General features: G+C 57.6%; 17 protein-coding genes. 13 read left to right on the top strand and 4 right to left on the bottom strand.

From position 1 onward, the window contains the following. The first annotated feature begins 8 nt into the window (after positions 1 to 8). The 7 genes from BJP61_RS20070 to BJP61_RS20040 all read left to right on the top strand — a co-directional run bounded on the left by BJP61_RS20070 (position 9) and on the right by BJP61_RS20040 (position 5,223). Positions 9 to 614, top strand: a complete 606-nt coding sequence (locus BJP61_RS20070; protein ID WP_038865769.1) for an SCP2 domain-containing protein — start codon at positions 9 to 11, stop codon at positions 612 to 614. Beyond that, a complete protein-coding gene (ubiB, locus tag BJP61_RS20065) occupies positions 611 to 2,251 on the top strand; it encodes a ubiquinone biosynthesis regulatory protein kinase UbiB (protein ID WP_038865768.1) in 1,641 nt (546 codons plus the stop codon). Before BJP61_RS20070 ends, ubiB begins: the two co-directional genes overlap by 4 nt. A 76-nt stretch (positions 2,252 to 2,327) precedes the next feature. Continuing rightward, positions 2,328 to 2,591 carry a Sec-independent protein translocase subunit TatA gene (gene tatA / locus BJP61_RS20060; protein WP_038865767.1) on the top strand — a complete coding sequence of 88 codons (264 nt, stop codon included), beginning with the start codon at positions 2,328 to 2,330 and terminating at the stop codon, positions 2,589 to 2,591. Positions 2,592 to 2,594: 3 nt separating this feature from the next. Beyond that, positions 2,595 to 3,173, top strand: coding sequence for a Sec-independent protein translocase protein TatB (gene tatB / locus BJP61_RS20055; protein ID WP_171999192.1), 579 nt, complete (start codon positions 2,595 to 2,597; stop codon positions 3,171 to 3,173). 1 nt (position 3,174) lies between these two features. After that, the gene (tatC, locus tag BJP61_RS20050) at positions 3,175 to 3,936 is read left to right on the top strand and encodes a Sec-independent protein translocase subunit TatC (RefSeq protein ID WP_038865765.1); all 762 of its coding nucleotides are present in this window, start codon (positions 3,175 to 3,177) and stop codon (positions 3,934 to 3,936) included. A 40-nt stretch (positions 3,937 to 3,976) separates the two neighbouring features. Further along, on the top strand, positions 3,977 to 4,768 hold the full coding sequence (gene tatD, locus BJP61_RS20045; protein ID WP_161579093.1) for a 3'-5' ssDNA/RNA exonuclease TatD: 792 nt from the start codon (positions 3,977 to 3,979) through the stop codon (positions 4,766 to 4,768). A gap of 122 nt (positions 4,769 to 4,890) precedes the next feature. Continuing rightward, on the top strand, positions 4,891 to 5,223 hold the full coding sequence (locus tag BJP61_RS20040) for a glycine zipper family protein (RefSeq protein ID WP_038865763.1): 333 nt from the start codon (positions 4,891 to 4,893) through the stop codon (positions 5,221 to 5,223). Between the two features lie 34 nt (positions 5,224 to 5,257). Here the strand turns inward: BJP61_RS20040 and rfaH are convergent, their stop codons facing one another. Next, positions 5,258 to 5,746, bottom strand: coding sequence for a transcription/translation regulatory transformer protein RfaH (gene rfaH, locus BJP61_RS20035; protein ID WP_038865761.1), 489 nt, complete (start codon positions 5,744 to 5,746; stop codon positions 5,258 to 5,260). A gap of 183 nt (positions 5,747 to 5,929) precedes the next feature. Between rfaH and ubiD the strand changes: the two genes are divergently transcribed. Together ubiD and fre are read left to right on the top strand one after the other, a co-directional pair. Next, positions 5,930 to 7,414: a 4-hydroxy-3-polyprenylbenzoate decarboxylase gene (gene ubiD, locus BJP61_RS20030; protein ID WP_038865758.1), complete on the top strand. Its 1,485-nt coding sequence runs from the start codon at positions 5,930 to 5,932 to the stop codon at positions 7,412 to 7,414. Positions 7,415 to 7,459: 45 nt separating this feature from the next. Beyond that, positions 7,460 to 8,161: an NAD(P)H-flavin reductase gene (gene fre, locus BJP61_RS20025; protein ID WP_038865756.1), complete on the top strand. Its 702-nt coding sequence runs from the start codon at positions 7,460 to 7,462 to the stop codon at positions 8,159 to 8,161. Positions 8,162 to 8,191: 30 nt separating this feature from the next. Here the strand turns inward: fre and BJP61_RS20020 are convergent, their stop codons facing one another. From BJP61_RS20020 to fadB, 3 genes are all read right to left on the bottom strand, one after another. Continuing rightward, complete coding sequence (locus BJP61_RS20020) at positions 8,192 to 8,539, bottom strand: hypothetical protein (RefSeq protein WP_038865754.1); 348 nt, start codon at positions 8,537 to 8,539, stop codon at positions 8,192 to 8,194. 393 nt (positions 8,540 to 8,932) lie between these two features. Beyond that, the gene (fadA, locus tag BJP61_RS20015) at positions 8,933 to 10,096 is read right to left on the bottom strand and encodes an acetyl-CoA C-acyltransferase FadA (protein WP_038865746.1); all 1,164 of its coding nucleotides are present in this window, start codon (positions 10,094 to 10,096) and stop codon (positions 8,933 to 8,935) included. A gap of 10 nt (positions 10,097 to 10,106) precedes the next feature. Then, positions 10,107 to 12,296, bottom strand: coding sequence for a fatty acid oxidation complex subunit alpha FadB (gene fadB / locus BJP61_RS20010; RefSeq protein ID WP_171999188.1), 2,190 nt, complete (start codon positions 12,294 to 12,296; stop codon positions 10,107 to 10,109). 189 nt (positions 12,297 to 12,485) lie between these two features. On the opposite strand from fadB, the gene pepQ reads away from it, so the two are divergent. Genes pepQ through hemG form a run of 4 tightly spaced genes read left to right on the top strand, consistent with a single transcriptional unit; the run spans position 12,486 to position 16,467 of the window. Then, positions 12,486 to 13,817, top strand: coding sequence for a Xaa-Pro dipeptidase (gene pepQ, locus BJP61_RS20005; protein ID WP_038865741.1), 1,332 nt, complete (start codon positions 12,486 to 12,488; stop codon positions 13,815 to 13,817). Beyond that, the gene (locus BJP61_RS20000; protein WP_171999186.1) at positions 13,817 to 14,428 is read left to right on the top strand and encodes an IMPACT family protein; all 612 of its coding nucleotides are present in this window, start codon (positions 13,817 to 13,819) and stop codon (positions 14,426 to 14,428) included. The genes pepQ and BJP61_RS20000 overlap by 1 nt, the downstream gene beginning before the upstream one ends. 40 nt (positions 14,429 to 14,468) lie before the next feature. After that, positions 14,469 to 15,920, top strand: a complete 1,452-nt coding sequence (gene trkH / locus BJP61_RS19995) for a Trk system potassium transporter TrkH (RefSeq protein WP_038865737.1) — start codon at positions 14,469 to 14,471, stop codon at positions 15,918 to 15,920. A gap of 13 nt (positions 15,921 to 15,933) precedes the next feature. Beyond that, positions 15,934 to 16,467 (top strand): menaquinone-dependent protoporphyrinogen IX dehydrogenase, encoded by a 534-nt coding sequence (hemG, locus tag BJP61_RS19990; RefSeq protein WP_038865735.1) that lies wholly within the window; start codon positions 15,934 to 15,936, stop codon positions 16,465 to 16,467. Positions 16,468 to 16,816 lie beyond the last annotated feature (349 nt).

Raw genomic sequence — 16,816 nt, 5'->3', positions numbered from 1 at the left:
GGTGCCGGATGCCTTTCACACCGCTAATGATGGCAGGCATTGAAGGCGCGTTGAACACCTTCCTGTATCGCGAGAGCGCGCTGAAAGCGCCGCGCCAGCGTCTGCAGGGCAAGGTGCTGCGCGTGACGCTTGAAGAGCTCTCCACGCCGCTGGTGCTGGTATTCAGCGAGCAGCAACTGGATGTGCTCAGCAAATGGGAAGGCGAGGCGGACTGTACCGTCATCACCCGGCTTGCCGTATTACCGAAACTGCAGGATCGCCAGCAGTTAACCGCGCTTATTCGTAGCGGCGAACTGGAAGTGCAGGGCGATTTGCAGGTGGTGCAGAATTTCGTCGCGCTGATGGATATGGCCGAGTTTGACCCCGCCGGGCTACTGGCGCCGTGGGTTGGCGATATCGCGGCGGAAGGCATCGGCCGCGTGATGCGTCGCGGCGGGCAATTGCTGCAAAAAAGCTTCACGCGCAACCAGCAATATCTGGCGGAAGCTATTACCGAAGAGTGGCGCGTCGCGCCGGGCGCGCTGGAAGTCGCCTGGTTTGCCGAAGAAATTTCGGCTATTGAGCGCAGCCTGGAAGGATTAACCAAACGGTTGGATAAACTGGAGGGCAAATGACGCCAGGTGAAATTCGGCGCCTTTATTTCATCATTAAAACGTTCCTGAGCTACGGTCTGGATGAGCTTATCCCACGGATGCGTCTTACGCTGCCTCTGCGGGTCTGGCGTCGCGGGCTGTTCTGGCTGCCCAACCGCCACAAAGATCTTGAGCTCGGTACGCGGCTGCGGCTGGCATTGCAGGAGCTGGGGCCGGTATGGATCAAGTTTGGTCAGATGCTCTCGACCCGCCGCGATCTCTTCCCGCCGGTTATCGCCGATCAACTCGCTCTGTTGCAGGATCGCGTCGCTCCCTTTGATGGCCGACTGGCGAAGCAGCAGATCGAAAAAGCGATGGGCGATCGCCCCGTCGAAGCCTGGTTTGATGACTTCGACATTAACCCGCTCGCGTCTGCTTCTATCGCCCAGGTCCATACCGCGCGTCTGAAAGAGAACGGCAAAGAGGTGGTCATCAAAGTGATCCGCCCCGATATCCTGCCGGTCATCAAAGCGGACATGAAGCTGATTTACCGCCTGGCGCGCTGGGTGCCGCGTCTGCTGCCAGATGGCCGCCGTCTGCGGCCGATGGAAGTAGTGCGCGAGTATGAAAAAACGCTGCTTGATGAGCTTGACCTGCTGCGCGAGGCGGCCAACGCCATTCAGCTGCGCCGTAATTTTGAAAACAGCCCGATGCTCTACATTCCGGAAGTCTATTCGGACTACTGCAGCCCGACGATGATGGTGATGGAGCGTATCTATGGCATTCCCGTGAATGACGTTGCGGCGCTGGAAGCCAACGGGACGGATATGAAGCTGCTTGCCGAGCGCGGCGTTCAGGTTTTCTTTACCCAGGTCTTCCGCGACAGCTTCTTCCACGGCGACATGCATCCGGGCAATATTTTTGTCAGCCATGACCACCCGCATGACCCGCAATACATCGGTATTGATTGCGGTATTGTGGGCTCGCTAAATAAAGAAGATAAGCGCTATCTGGCGGAAAACTTTATCGCTTTCTTCAACCGCGACTACCGCCGCGTGGCGGAGCTGCACGTTGATTCCGGCTGGGTGCCGCCAGACACGAATGTTGAAGAGTTTGAGTCGGCCATTCGTACTGTCTGTGAGCCGATTTTTGAAAAGCCGCTGGCGGATATCTCGTTTGGTCACGTGCTGCTGAACCTGTTTAATACCGCGCGACGCTTCAATATGGAAGTTCAGCCGCAGCTGGTGCTGCTGCAAAAAACGCTGCTTTATATCGAGGGCGTGGGGCGTCAGCTTTACCCGCAACTCGATTTATGGAAAACGGCGAAACCTTTTCTCGAAAGCTGGATCAAAGATCAGGTGGGCTTCCCGGCGCTGGTGCGCTCTTTTAAAGAAAAAGCCCCATTCTGGGCCGAGAAAATCCCGGAGATCCCTGAACTGGTCTACAACAGCCTGCGGCAAGGCAAACAACTGCAACAAAGTGTTGATAAGATTGCCCATGAGCTGCAGGAACACCGCGTGAAGCAAGGGCAATCGCGGTACCTGTTTGGCATCGGCGCTACGCTGATGCTGAGCGGTACGCTGCTCTTTATCAACCGGCCTGACTGGGGGATGTCGCCCGGATGGCTGATGGCAGGCGGGATCCTCGTCTGGCTTATCGGCTGGCGGCGCACCGACTAGCAGGCATTGTTATGTAACGGCCACAGGTATACTGTGGCCTGATGAATACCATTATCACTGGTAACTGAGGAAATGTATGGGTGGCATCAGTATCTGGCAGTTATTGATTATCGCTGTTCTGGTTGTTCTGCTTTTCGGCACCAAAAAGTTACGCTCGCTGGGCTCCGATCTCGGTGAATCCATCAAAGGCTTTAAAAAAGCGATGGGTGATGACGATAAACAGAAACAGAGTCAGGATGCGGATTTCACCGCGCCTTCAGAGCAGGATAAACGCATCAGCGAAACCAAAAGCGACGTCAACCCTGACGACGCCAAAAAACGTGATAAAGAGCAGGTGTAATCCGTGTTTGATATTGGTTTTGGCGAACTGCTGCTGGTTTTTGTTATCGGTCTTATCGTCCTGGGGCCGCAGCGTTTGCCTGTGGCTGTCCGGACTGTCGCAGGCTGGGTGCGCGCGCTGCGATCGCTTGCGACCACCGTGCAGAACGAACTGACTCAGGAGCTAAAGCTTCAGGAGTTTCAGGAAAGCCTGAAGAAAGTGGAAAAGGCGAGCATTGATAACCTGACGCCGGAGCTGAAAGCCTCTATGGACGAACTGCGCGAGGCGGCGGAATCCATGAAGCGGTCTTACAACGTTAACGATCCTGAAAAAGCGAGCGACGAAGCCCACACGATCCACAACCCGCTGGTTAAAGGCAATGAGGCTGAACATCAGGGTGTGACGCCGGCCAGGGCCGAGCATCAGGCCCAGTCGCCCGCACAGAAACCGGGGCAGGATGAACCGCACACGGCAACGCCTGATGTGGCAGCGCAGCCTGCCCCTGCGGAATCTGTACACCCTGACGCCGGGAAAAACGCTGACGCTGCGCCCGGTGGCGTGCGCAAGCCTGAAGCCGTCTCTATCGTGAGTGATAAATCCTGACATGGCAGTTGAAGATACCCAACCCCTAATCAGTCATCTGATTGAACTGCGCAAGCGGCTGCTGAACTGCATTATCGCGGTGCTGCTGATTTTTCTGGCGCTGGTCTATTTCGCCAACGACATCTACCAACTGGTTTCGGCCCCGCTTATCAGCCAGATGCCGCATGGCGCCAGCATGATTGCCACCGATGTGGCGTCGCCGTTCTTTACGCCTATCAAGCTGACCATGATGGTGTCGGTGATCCTCTCCGCGCCGGTTATCCTGTACCAGGTCTGGGCGTTTGTCGCTCCGGCGTTGTACAAGCATGAGCGCCGGTTAATCATACCTTTGCTGGTCTCCAGTACGCTGCTGTTTTATATCGGCATGGCATTTGCCTACTTTGTCGTGTTCCCGCTGGCGTTCGGCTTTTTGACCAAAACCGCGCCCGTTGGGGTGGTGGTATCGACCGATATCACCAGCTATCTCGATTTCGTCATGGCGCTGTTTATGGCGTTCGGCGTGTCGTTTGAAGTACCGGTCGCGATTGTGCTGCTGTGCTGGATGGGCGTCACGACACCGCAGGATCTGCGAGAGAAACGCCCCTATGTTCTGGTCGGCGCGTTTGTCGTCGGGATGCTGCTCACTCCGCCGGATGTTTTCTCGCAAACGCTACTGGCGATACCCATGTACTGTCTGTTTGAAGTCGGGATTTTCTTCTCGCGCTTCTACGTCGGTAAACGGCGTCCGCGCGAGGCAGATGCTGAAGAAGAAGCTGAAGAATAACCAAACCGCCCGTCAGGGCGGTTTTCATATGGAAAGCGCAATGTTTGATATTGGCCTGAATATTACCAGCTCTCAGTTTGACCATGACAGGGATGCCATGATGGCCCGCGCCCGGGCGGCGGGCGTCGACCATATGCTGTTTACCGGCACCTCGCTTGATGAGAGCGAGCGCGCCTGCGAGTTCGCCAGACGCTATGAAGGCTGCCTGGCAACAGCTGGCGTTCACCCGCATGACGCCAGCACCTGGAATGATGAGAGCGCAGCACGGCTGCGGGCACTGGCAGGTGAGGCGCAGGTGGTTGCCATCGGCGAGTGCGGGCTCGATTTCAACCGGAACTTTTCAACGCCCGCACAGCAGGAGCATGCCTTTACCGAACAGCTGCGGCTGGCGGCGGAACTGGCGCTGCCGGTGTTTTTACATTGTCGCGATGCGCATGCGCGTTTTCTGGCGCTGCTGGATCCGTGGCTGGATAAACTGCCGGGCGCGGTGCTGCACTGCTTTACCGGCAGCGAACAGGAGGCGCGGGAGTGCCTGGCGCGCGGCCTGTATCTGGGCATTACCGGCTGGGTATGCGACGAGCGCCGCGGGCTCGAACTGCGCGCGCTGCTGCCTGTGATCCCGGCAGACCGCCTGCTGCTGGAGACCGACGCGCCTTATCTGCTGCCACGCGATCTCACGCCCAAACCCGCGTCGCGTCGCAACGAGCCATGCTGGCTGCCGCATATTCTCTCGCGTGTGGCGCAGTGGCGCGGCGAAGATCCGGCGTGGCTGGAGGCAACCACTGACGCAAACGCTGCCCGTCTGTTTCTGAAAAGCTCGTCGCCTGCGTAAGGCGGTTATCAGAATCCCGCTGAGTGTGGATTTTTGCACGCGGTTGAGACATCACCTCCTGAAAGCCCGGTGATAAGCTTCCCGCCAGGGATTTTCCCTGTTTTCAGACGCGAGGGATGTTAATGAGAAAGGTAACGACAACAGTCGTAGTGTTGATGCTGCTGGCGGGCGGGCCCGTCATGGCGATGGATAAAACCGCGACCGGCGCGGTGCTTGGCGCCACCGCGGGCGCTATCGCTGGCAAAGATGTCAAAAGCGCAGCGGGTGGAGCCATCATTGGCGCAGGCACCGGCGCGATGCTGAAAAAAGGCGATAAAGGCAAAGCTGCGCGCAAAGGCGGCGTCGCGGGCGCGGTGGTGGGCGCAGGTGTGGCGGCGGCAACCGGAAAAAGCGTTTTAAAAGGCGCGGCGGTTGGCGCGGGTGCGGGCGGTGTTATTGGCGAAGCGGCACATTAATCGCAGGCGGCGTTACGGCGCCGCCAGCCTCGCGTCAGACTTTACGGAATTCGGTATTCTTCACGCTCTGCAGCACCTGCTTATTCAGCAAATTCAACAGCAGCATGGAACGGGCTTCGCCATCGGGCTCGGTAAAAATCGCCTGTAACCCTTCAAACGCGCCTTCGGTAATCACCACCATATCGCCGGTATGCGGCGTGTCCGGATCGGTCACGTTCTCCGGCTGCCAGTCGAGCAACTGTTCGATAACGGTTTGCGGCACCACCGCCGGGCTTGAGCCAAAGCGAACAAAATGGCTGACGCCGCGCGTAGAGCTGACCGTAGTGGTATGGATATCTTCCGGATCGAACCGGACGAAAAGGTAATTGGGGAACAGCGGCTCGCTGACGGACGTGCGTCTGCCACGTACCATTTTTTCGAGCGTTATCATTGGCGTAAGGCAGTTCACCGACTGTCGTTCAAGGTGCTCTTTGGCGCGCTGAAGTTGCCCGCGTTTACAGTACAGTAAATACCAGGATTGCATAATGACTCTTCTTACATGGCCGGACGCGCCAGCATAACAAAACCACCTCAGGATCGCTAAGGGCATTATACCGCGCTGTGCTATAGCCTGTGGTGATGATTCACGTTAATTTAACAAAATTACGGCATGCCTGCGGCGAACACCGTATAATAAAAAGCTTATTTTAAAGCCACGAATAACTGCATGAAATACCACGACCTACGCGAATTTCTGGCGCTGCTGGAGCAGCAAGGCGAACTCAAGCGCATTACATTGCCTGTCGATCCTTATCTGGAGATGACGGAAATCGCCGACCGCACCCTGCGCGCGGGCGGTCCGGCGCTGCTGTTTGAAAATCCCAAAGGCCATACCATGCCGGTGCTCTGCAACCTGTTCGGCACGCCAAAACGCGTGGCGATGGGCATGGGGCAGGATGATGTCTCCGCGCTGCGTGAAGTCGGCAAGCTGCTGGCCTTTCTGAAAGAGCCGGAGCCGCCGCGCGGTTTTCGCGATCTCTTCGATAAGCTGCCGCAGTTTAAGCAGGTGCTGAATATGCCGACGAAGCGGTTGCGTAACGCGCCGTGTCAGCAGAAGGTGTGGCAGGGCGATGAGGTCGATCTGAACCGGATCCCCATTATGCAGTGCTGGCCAGATGATGCTGCGCCGCTCATCACCTGGGGCCTGACGGTAACGCGCGGGCCGCATAAAGAGCGTCAGAATCTCGGCATTTATCGCCAGCAGTTAATTGGCAAAAACAAACTGATTATGCGCTGGCTTTCGCATCGCGGCGGCGCGCTCGATTTTCAGGAGTGGTGTCAGGCGCATCCCGGCGAGCGTTTCCCGGTTGCCGTGGCGCTGGGCGCTGACCCGGCCACCATTCTGGGCGCGGTGACGCCGGTGCCGGATACACTCTCTGAATACGCCTTCGCCGGTCTGCTGCGCGGCACCAAAACCGAAGTGGTGAAGTGCCTGTCAAACGATCTGGAGATTCCGGCCAGCGCGGAGATCGTGCTGGAAGGGTATATCGAACCGGGCGAAATGGCACCGGAAGGGCCGTATGGCGACCACACGGGTTACTATAATGAGATTGATAATTTCCCGGTTTTCACCGTGACGCATGTGACGCAGCGCGAAGATGCGATTTATCACTCGACGTATACCGGCCGTCCGCCTGATGAACCGGCCGTGCTTGGCGTGGCGCTGAATGAAGTTCTGGTGCCGATTCTGCAAAAGCAGTTCCCGGAAATCGTGGATTTTTATCTTCCGCCGGAAGGGTGCTCTTATCGCCTCGCCGTAGTAACGATGCGCAAGCAGTACGCGGGCCACGCGAAGCGCGTAATGATGGGCGTCTGGTCGTTCCTGCGTCAGTTTATGTATACCAAGTTTGTCATCGTTTGCGATGATGACGTGAACGCGCGCGACTGGAACGACGTTATCTGGGCGATTACTACCCGTATGGACCCGGCGCGCGACACGGTGATGGTGGAGAACACGCCGATCGATTATCTGGATTTCGCCTCGCCGGTATCCGGTCTCGGCTCCAAAATGGGGCTCGACGCCACCAACAAATGGCCGGGCGAAACCCAACGCGAGTGGGGCAGACCCATCAAGAAAGATCCCGAAGTGACGGCGCGTATCGACGCCATCTGGGATGAACTCGCCATTTTTCATGACGGAAAAGGCGCCTGACGCGCCGCCGTTGCAGTTGCATTATTGACCCGACAGAGGGAACGCATGACAACCTTAAGCTGTAAAGTGACCTCGGTAGAAGCCATCACGGATACCGTTTATCGCGTTCGTTTGGTGCCGGAAGCGGCCTTTTCGTTTCGCGCAGGTCAGTACCTGATGGTGGTAATGGATGAGCGGGACAAGCGCCCTTTTTCTATGGCCTCCACGCCGGATGAGCAGGGCTTTATCGAACTGCATATCGGCGCGTCGGAACTTAACCTCTATGCGATGGCGGTGATGGACCGCATCCTCAAAGAGCGTGAAATCGTGGTCGATATTCCGCATGGCGAGGCGTGGTTGCGCGATGATGAAGAGCGTCCGCTGATTTTAATCGCAGGCGGCACGGGCTTTTCTTACGCCCGCTCAATTCTGCTGACGGCGCTGGCTCGCAATCCGAATCGCGATATCACCATTTACTGGGGCGGGCGCGAAGAGAAACACCTGTACGATCTGGCGGAGCTGGAAGCGCTGTCTGTCGACCATCCGAATCTCAACATTGTGCCCGTTGTCGAGCAACCTGATGAGACGTGGCGCGGCCGCAGCGGCACCGTACTGACGGCGGTAATGCAGGATTTCGGCACGCTTGCCGGGCATGACATCTATATTGCCGGACGTTTCGAGATGGCGAAAATCGCCCGTGACCTCTTCTGCAACGAACGCGGCGCGCGTGAAGACCGCCTGTTCGGCGACGCCTTCGCGTTTATCTGAGCCGCTGATTGATGACGCCAGCCCGGCATCTTAAGGGCTGGCGGTAAGCTCCTTCCCTGACCACACATACAACGGTTGATCGTTTTCCAGCAGGCAAAGCAGCGTAATATTTTTGCGCGCCGGATGGTCAAGCTTTGCGGTGAGCTGCGTCGCGATATGCTGTTGCCCCACGTTTTCGTCATACCGCTCCACCACGACGCTTCCCGGCACAATGCGAGACTCATTCAGAACCTGGTGCATCCAGGTATGGTTTTGCGACGCGTCGATAAGCGACGCCAGACAGCGCTGCGCCAGCGTCTCTTCAGACTGCTGCGCCTGGGCGGGAACCGTAAAAAACAGCGCAGCGGCAAGGGGCGCGCAGATAAAGCATCCTTTCATAATTTTCCCTGAAGCGTGGAGAGCGATAAAAGAGCCTGGCACAAACGCGGCAAATAAAAAACCCGCCCCTGACAGGCGGGAAGAACGGCAACTAAACTTTTCTCTCTTCGCCGTTGATGCCATAGTGGCGTTGGCCGCGTTCACTTACCCCAGTCACTTACGTCAGTAAGCTCCTGGGGATTCGTTCACTTGCCGCCTTGCTCTGACATCAACGGCATTGAGAGCACGCTCTCTTCGCGCTTGCTACTATGGCGGCGTTGGCGGCGTTCACTTACCCCAGTCACTTACGTCAGTAAGCTCTTGGGGATTCGTTCACTTGCCGCCTTGCTCTGACATCAACGGCATTGAGATCATGCTCTCTTCGCGCTTGCTACTGTGGCGGCGTTGGCTATCTCACACCCGCTCAAACACCGTCGCAATTCCCTGGCCGAGGCCGATACACATGGTGGCGAGGCCGAGCTGTGCGTCGCGGCGCTCCATCAGGTTGATAAGCGTGGTGCTGATGCGCGCGCCAGAGCAGCCGAGCGGGTGACCGAGCGCGATCGCGCCGCCGTTAAGGTTGATCTTCTCGTCTATCTGCTCCATCAGACCCAGATCTTTAATACAAGGCAGGATCTGCGCGGCAAAGGCTTCGTTCATCTCAAACAGATCGATATCGCTCGCGGTCAGTCCGGCTTTTTTCAGCGCCAGCTTTGAGGCAGGCACCGGGCCATAACCCATAATGGAGGGATCGCAGCCCACCACCGCCATAGAACGAATACGGGCGCGCGGCGTCAGGCCAAGTTCACGGGCGCGCGACTCGCTCATCACCAGCATTGCCGCCGCACCATCGGAAAGCGCCGACGAGGTGCCTGCCGTCACGGTGCCATTAGCCGGATCAAAGGCCGGCTTCAACTGCGACAGCCCTTCGGCCGTGGTCTCCGGGCGGATCACTTCGTCAAAGTCATAGCGTTTCAGCACGCCGTCCGCGTCATGACCGCTGGTGGGGAGGATTTCATTTTTGAAATGCCCGGCCTGCGTGGCCGCCCAGGCGCGCTGATGCGAGCGGGCAGCGAAGGCGTCCTGCATTTCACGGCTGATACCGTGCATGCGCGAGAGCATTTCTGCCGTCAGCCCCATCATGCCTGCCGCTTTCGCCACATTGCGGCTTAAGCCGGGATGAAAATCGACGCCGTGGTTCATCGGCACATGGCCCATGTGCTCCACGCCGCCCACGAGGCAGACGCTGGCGTCGCCGGTCATGATCATCCGCGCGGCGTCATGCAGCGCCTGCATCGACGAGCCGCACAGGCGGTTTACCGTCACCGCCGGTACGCGGTGTGGAATTTCCGCCAGCAGCGCCGCGTTGCGGGCGATGTTAAAACCCTGCTCCAGCGTCTGCTGTACGCAGCCCCAGTAGATGTCGTCAATAGCATTCGCGTCCAGCGCCGGGTTGCGCGACAGCAGGCTGCGCATCAGGTGCGCGGAGAGATCTTCCGCGCGTACCTGACGGAACGCGCCGCCTTTGGAGCGGCCCATCGGGGTGCGGATAGCATCAACAATTACAACCTTTTCCATTCGTCACTCCTTAAGCCGTTTGCAGGTCGCCCACCGGTTGGGCGGGTTCAACCTGGGGATAATAGGGCGCGTTGTGGCTCGCTTTGTCGCGAAGCCCCGCAGGCGCTTCATACAGCGGCCCCAGATGCTGATAGCGCTGCGCCATATCGACATATTTCGCGCTGCCCTGGGTGTCGAGCCAGCGGAACGCGCCGCCGTGGAACGGCGGGAAACCGAGACCATAGACCAGCGCCATATCGGCCTCCGCCGGGCTTGCGATAATGCCTTCTTCCAGGCAGCGCACCACTTCGTTGACCATCGGGATCATCATGCGCGCCACGATCTCTTCATCGCTGAACGCGCGTTTCGGCTGACTCACTTCCGCCAGCAGGCTGTCGACGGCATCGTCCTGCTCTTTGCGCGGCTTGCCTTTGCTGTCTTCTTTATAGGCGTAGAATCCTTTACCGTTTTTCTGCCCGAAACGGCCTGCGTCAAACAGCGCGTCGATGGCGTCGCGGTAATCTTTCTGCATTCTTTCCGGGAAGCCCGCCGCCATCACTGCCTGAGCGTGGTGCGCGGTATCGATGCCGACAACGTCCAGCAGATACGCCGGGCCCATCGGCCAGCCGAACTGTTTTTCCATAACTTTATCGATCTGGCGGAAATCCGCGCCGTCGCGCAGCAGCTGGCTGAAACCCGCGAAGTAGGGGAACAGCACGCGGTTAACGAAAAAGCCGGGGCAGTCGTTAACCACAATCGGCGTTTTACCCATTTTGCTCGCCCAGGCGACGACTTTCGCAATGGTGTCGTCAGAGGTTTTTTCGCCACGGATCACTTCAACCAGCGGCATACGGTGAACCGGGTTAAAGAAGTGCATGCCGCAGAAGTTTTCCGGACGCTTAAGGACGCTCGCCAGTTCGCTGATAGGAATGGTGGAGGTATTGGAGGCGAGTACGGTGTCCGGGCGCACCTGATCTTCGGTTTCCGCCAGTACCGCTTTTTTGACTTTCGGGTTTTCGACCACGGCCTCGACGACGACATCGGCGCGCCCGAAGCCTGCGTAATCCAGCGTCGGGTGGATAGTCGCTATCACGCTCGCGAGCTTCAGCCCGTCAATTTTGCCGCGCTCCAGCTGTTTGTTCAGCAGTTTACTGGCTTCGCTGATGCCGAGCGCCAGCGATTTTTCATTTATATCTTTCATGATGACCGGCACGCCTTTCCAGGCAGACTGGTAAGCGATGCCGCCGCCCATGATGCCAGCCCCGAGAACGGCCGCTTGTTTTGGCGTCTCTGTTTCTCTGGTCTGCTTTTTCGCCAGCCCTTTGACGTACTGATCGTTTAAGAAGATGCCGACCAGCGCGCGCGCTTCGCTGGAGCGCGCCAGCGGAACAAAGCTGTTATTTTCCAGCGCCAGGGCGTCGTCGCGCCCCATACCGGCAGCGGCTTCAATGGTTTTCACCGCTGTCATCGGTGCCGGGTAATGTTTACCGGCGGTCTGCATGACCATGCCTTTGGCGATAGTAAAGCTCATGGCGGCTTCGATTTTGCTTAAGCGCAGCGGTTCGAGTTTCGGCTGGCGTCTGGCCTGCCAGTCGAGATCGCCGTCGATGGCCTGACGCAGCATGCGCAGCGCGCCTTCAACCAGTTTTTCCGGTTTCACGACGGCGTCCACCAGGCCCACTTTCAGCGCGGCGTCGGCGGTGATGTCTTTACCGGCGGCGATAATTTCCAGCGCGCTGTCGGCACCCAGCAGGCGGGGCAGACGTACAGAGCCGCCAAAGCCCGGCATGATGCCAAGTTTCGTCTCCGGCAGCCCGATACGGGCATCCGGCGTGGCGAGACGGAAATCGGTCGCCAGCACGCATTCGCAGCCGCCGCCCAGGGCGTAGCCGTTGATAGCGGAGAGCGTCGGCACCGGCAAATCTTCAAGACGGTTAAACACGCTGTTGGCGAAGTGCAGCCACTGGCTCAGTTGCTCAGCGGGCACCTGGAACAGCGAGAGGAATTCGGTAATGTCGGCCCCGACGATAAACGCGGCTTTTTCCGAGCGCAGCAGCAGGGCTTTCAGACGAGGTTCTTTTTCCAGCACTTCCAGCGCGTGGCCAAGGCTTGCCACGGTCGCGGTATCGAGCTTATTCACCGAGCCGGGGGCATCGAACACCAGTTCGGCAATGCCGTCTTCCAGCCAGTTAAGGTACAGGGTGTCGCCTTTGTAGAGCATGTCGGTCTCCTGAATCCAGCAAGGGGATCTGGTCGTACCAGATGAAGCGGAGTGTGGAGTTGATGTTAATGAAATGCAAATTACTGTTTAAATATTTGCAAACACGATCACGGATGGTGGAAAACGCTCGGGTGACAGACCGGTGTGCTAAGATGCCTGGGTTGAGAGCTCAAACTTTAAAGGTAAAGTATGGATTCGCTGACCACCCTCTATAAAAATCATCTCGATACGCTCCAGGAGCGTACCCGCAACGTTCTCGCCCGTTTTAATCTGGACGCGCTGCTTATCCACTCCGGGGAGTTGTTTAATGTCTTTCTGGACGATCACGCTTATCCGTTTAAGGTGAACCCGCAGTTTAAGGCGTGGGTGCCGGTGACTCAGGTGCCGAACTGCTGGCTGCTGGTGGACGGCGTTAATAAGCCGAAGCTGTGGTTTTATCTGCCGGTGGATTACTGGCATAACGTGGAGCCGCTGCCGAACGCGTTCTGGACAGAAGAGATTGATATTATCGCGCTGCCGAAAGCCGATGAGATTGGCGGTCAGCTGCCAGCCGCACGCGGTAATATCGCCTATATCGGTCCGGTGCCGGAGCGTGCGCTGAAGCTCGATATCCCGGCAGATAAAGTGAACCCGAAAGGCGTTATCGACTACCTGCATTTCTGGCGTGCGTATAAGACGGACTATGAACTGGCCTGCATGCGTGAAGCGCAGAAAACGGCAGTTAACGGTCATCGCGCCGCGCATGAAGCGTTTCTTTCGGGGATGAGCGAGTTTGATATCAATCTGGCGTACCTGACCGCGACCGGCCATCGTGATACCGACGTGCCTTACAGTAATATCGTGGCGCTGAATGAACACGCCGCCGTGCTGCATTACACCCGTCTCGATCACCGCGCGCCGTCTGAAATGCGCAGCTTCCTGCTGGATGCGGGCGCGGAATATAACGGCTACGCGGCAGATTTAACCCGCACCTGGGCTGCTGACAGCGACAACGATTTCGCTGCCCTCATTAAAGACGTGAATGAAGAGCAACTGGCGCTGATTGGCACCATGAAAGCGGGCGTCAGCTACATTGATTACCATATCCAGTTCCATCAGCGCATCGCGAAGCTGCTGCGCCGCCATCAGATTGTTACCGACATCAGCGAAGAGGCGATGGTGGAGGCAGACATTACGGGGCCGTTTATGCCACACGGCATCGGGCATCCGCTGGGCTTACAGGTGCATGACGTCGCGGGCTTTATGCAGGACGATACCGGCACGCATCTGGCGGCGCCGGGGAAATATCCGTATCTGCGATGCACGCGCGTGTTGCAGCCGCGTATGGTGCTGACGATTGAGCCGGGGATTTACTTTATCGAATCGCTGCTGGCGCCGTGGCGCGAAGGCGAGTTCAGCAAACACTTCAACTGGCAGAAAATTGAAGCGCTGAAACCGTTTGGCGGCATTCGCATCGAAGACAATGTGATTATCCACGAGCATGGCGTGGAAAACATGACCCGGGACCTGAAGCTGGCCTGATGGAGAGCTGGCTGGTTCCGGCCGCGCCGGTGATCTTTACAGAAGAGATCAAAAAGAGCCGCTTTATCACGCTGCTCGGGCATACCGAGGGCGTGGAGGCGGCAAAGGCGTTTGTCGCGCAGGCGCGCGTCGACTATCCGGACGCCCGGCATTATTGTCAGGCCTGGGTTGCGGGCGCGCCCGATGATTCTCAGCAACTGGGGTTCTCGGACGACGGCGAACCGGCGGGTACCGCCGGGAAACCGATGCTGGCGCAGCTGATGGGTGGCGGCGTCGGGGAAGTGACCGCCGTGGTGGTGCGCTATTTCGGCGGCGTTAAGCTTGGCACCGGCGGGCTGGTAAAAGCCTATGGCGGCGGTGTACAACAGGCGCTGTCGCAGCTTACGACCACGCTCAAAGTGCCGATGAGGGAATATACTTTGCTGTGTGATTACGCGCAGCTCGCGGGCGTGGAAACGCTGCTCGCTCAGTTTAATGGCCGGATCGTGCAGAGTGATTTCCAGGCGAACGTGGCGCTCAGGGTGGCGCTGGCGCCGTCGCAGGTGACGGCTTTTTCAGCAAAGCTCGCCGACTTTAGCCGTGGCGCATTGCATTTGTTGTCGGTTGAATAATAATCCTCCCCTTCATTTTTGATTCCAAAGGAAACGGCAGATGCATTTTCGCGCCATTACCCGAATCGTTGGTCTGTTGGTTATCCTGTTTTCCGGGACGATGATTATTCCCGGCCTGGTGGCCCTGTTATACCGCGACGGTGCGGGACGCGCTTTTACGCAAACTTTTTTTGTCGCTCTGGCGATTGGCGCGGCGCTCTGGTGGCCGAATCGTCATCAGAAGCGCGAGCTGAAATCGCGCGAAGGCTTTCTTATCGTGGTGCTGTTCTGGACGGTGCTGGGCAGCGTCGGGGCATTACCGTTTATTTTCTCCGAACGGCCTAATCTCACCATTACCGACGCCTTTTTCGAATCCTTCTCCGGGCTGACGACGACCGGTGCTACGACGCTGGTGGGCCTTGATTCGCTGCCGCATGCCATTCTGTTCTATCGTCAGATGCTACAGTGGTTCGGCGGTATGGGGATCATCGTGCTGGCAGTGGCGATTCTGCCGATTCTGGGTGTGGGCGGGATGCAGCTCTATCGCGCTGAAATGCCCGGCCCGCTGAAAGACAATAAGATGCGCCCGCGTATCGCCGAAACGGCCAAGACGCTGTGGCTGATTTATGTGTTGCTGACGGTCGCGTGCGCGCTGGCGCTGTGGTTTGCCGGTATGCCCGCGTTTGACGCCATCGGCCATAGCTTCGCCACCATCGCCATCGGCGGGTTTTCCACCCATGACGCGAGCGTGGGGTATTTCAACAGCCCCACCATCAACACCATTATTGCTATCTTTCTGCTTATCTCCGGCTGTAACTACGGGCTGCACTTTTCTCTGCTTAGCGGGCGTAGCCTTAAGGTTTATTCACGCGACCCGGAGTTTCGCATGTTTATCGGCGTACAACTGACGCTGGTATTTATCTGTACGCTGGTCCTCTGGTTTCATGATACGTACGACTCGGCGGTGACGACGCTCAACCAGGCATTTTTTCAGGTGGTATCGATGGCGACGACGGCGGGCTTTACCACCGACAGCATCGCGAAGTGGCCGCTGTTCCTGCCTGTGCTGCTGCTCTGTTCGGCATTCATTGGCGGGTGTGCCGGCTCTACCGGCGGCGGGCTAAAGGTCATTCGCATTCTGTTGCTCTTTAAGCAGGGCAACCGCGAGCTGAAAAGGCTGGTACACCCGAACGCTGTCTACAGCATTAAGCTTGGCAACCGCGCGCTGCCGGAGCGTATCCTCGAAGCGGTGTGGGGATTCTTCTCGGCCTATGCGCTGGTGTTTCTGGTCAGTATGCTGGCGATTATCGCCACCGGTGTGGATGACTTCTCCGCTTTCGCCTCTGTCGTGGCGACGCTTAATAACCTTGGCCCAGGGCTTGGTGTGGTGGCAGATAACTTCGCCAGTATGAATCCGGTCGCTAAATGGATACTTATCGCCAATATGCTTTTCGGGCGCCTGGAAGTGTTCACGCTTCTGGTGCTGTTTACCCCGACCTTCTGGCGCGAATAACAGGGAGATGCTTGTGAAAACCTTAATTCTGTTTTCCACCCGCGACGGACAAACGCGCGAAATCGCTTTTTATATCGCATCACAATTACAGGAGCTGGGCGAGGCGACGGATGTCGTGAACCTGCACCGCGCCGAAGAGATAGACTGGGCGCAATATAAGAAGGTGGTGATTGGCGCTTCGATCCGCTACGGGCATTTTCATCCGACGCTGGACGCGTTTGTGAAAAAGCATCAGCAGGCGCTTAACGCGGTGCCGGGCGCATTCTTCTCGGTCAACCTCGTTGCGCGTAAACCGGAAAAGCGTACCCCCCAGACCAACAACTACACCCGCAAGTTTCTGCTGAGCTCGCCGTGGCACCCCGACCAGTGCGCCGTGTTCGCGGGCGCGCTGCGCTACCCTCGTTACCGCTGGTTTGACCGCTTTATGATTCGCCTGATTATGAAAATGACCGGCGGCGAAACGGATACGTCAAAAGAAGTGGTTTACACGGACTGGCCGCAGGTGGCCCTTTTTGCGCAAGAAATCGCCCGCCTGACCCGCGAGTAGTATCATTTTCAGGCGCGTTGCCTGGAAATTAAGCGAACGAAAAGTTTTTTGAATTTAGGGGTTGTCAGGGGAAAAGAACTCCCTATAATGCGCCTCCACTGACACGGCACAACGGCAAGCGAGCCGGCCCGTCAGGCAGACGAAAGCGAAAATAAACGCTTGACTCTGAAAGAGGAAAGCGTAATATACGCCACCTCGCGACAGCAGGCTGAAAGCCGCGTCGCACCGCTCTTTAACAATTTATCAGACAATCTGTGTGGGCACTCGGGGCACTGATATCTTAACGTCTTCGGACGATAAACGAATATCAAGTCTCAAGTGAACAACAGTTAATTCATTACGAACTAAC

It is taken from the genome of Cronobacter sp. JZ38 (genome assembly GCF_008932145.1).
GTDB lineage: Bacteria > Pseudomonadota > Gammaproteobacteria > Enterobacterales > Enterobacteriaceae > Cronobacter > Cronobacter muytjensii.
Note: the sequence above shows the minus strand (reverse complement) of the source record. Positions and strands in the feature narration are given on the sequence as shown.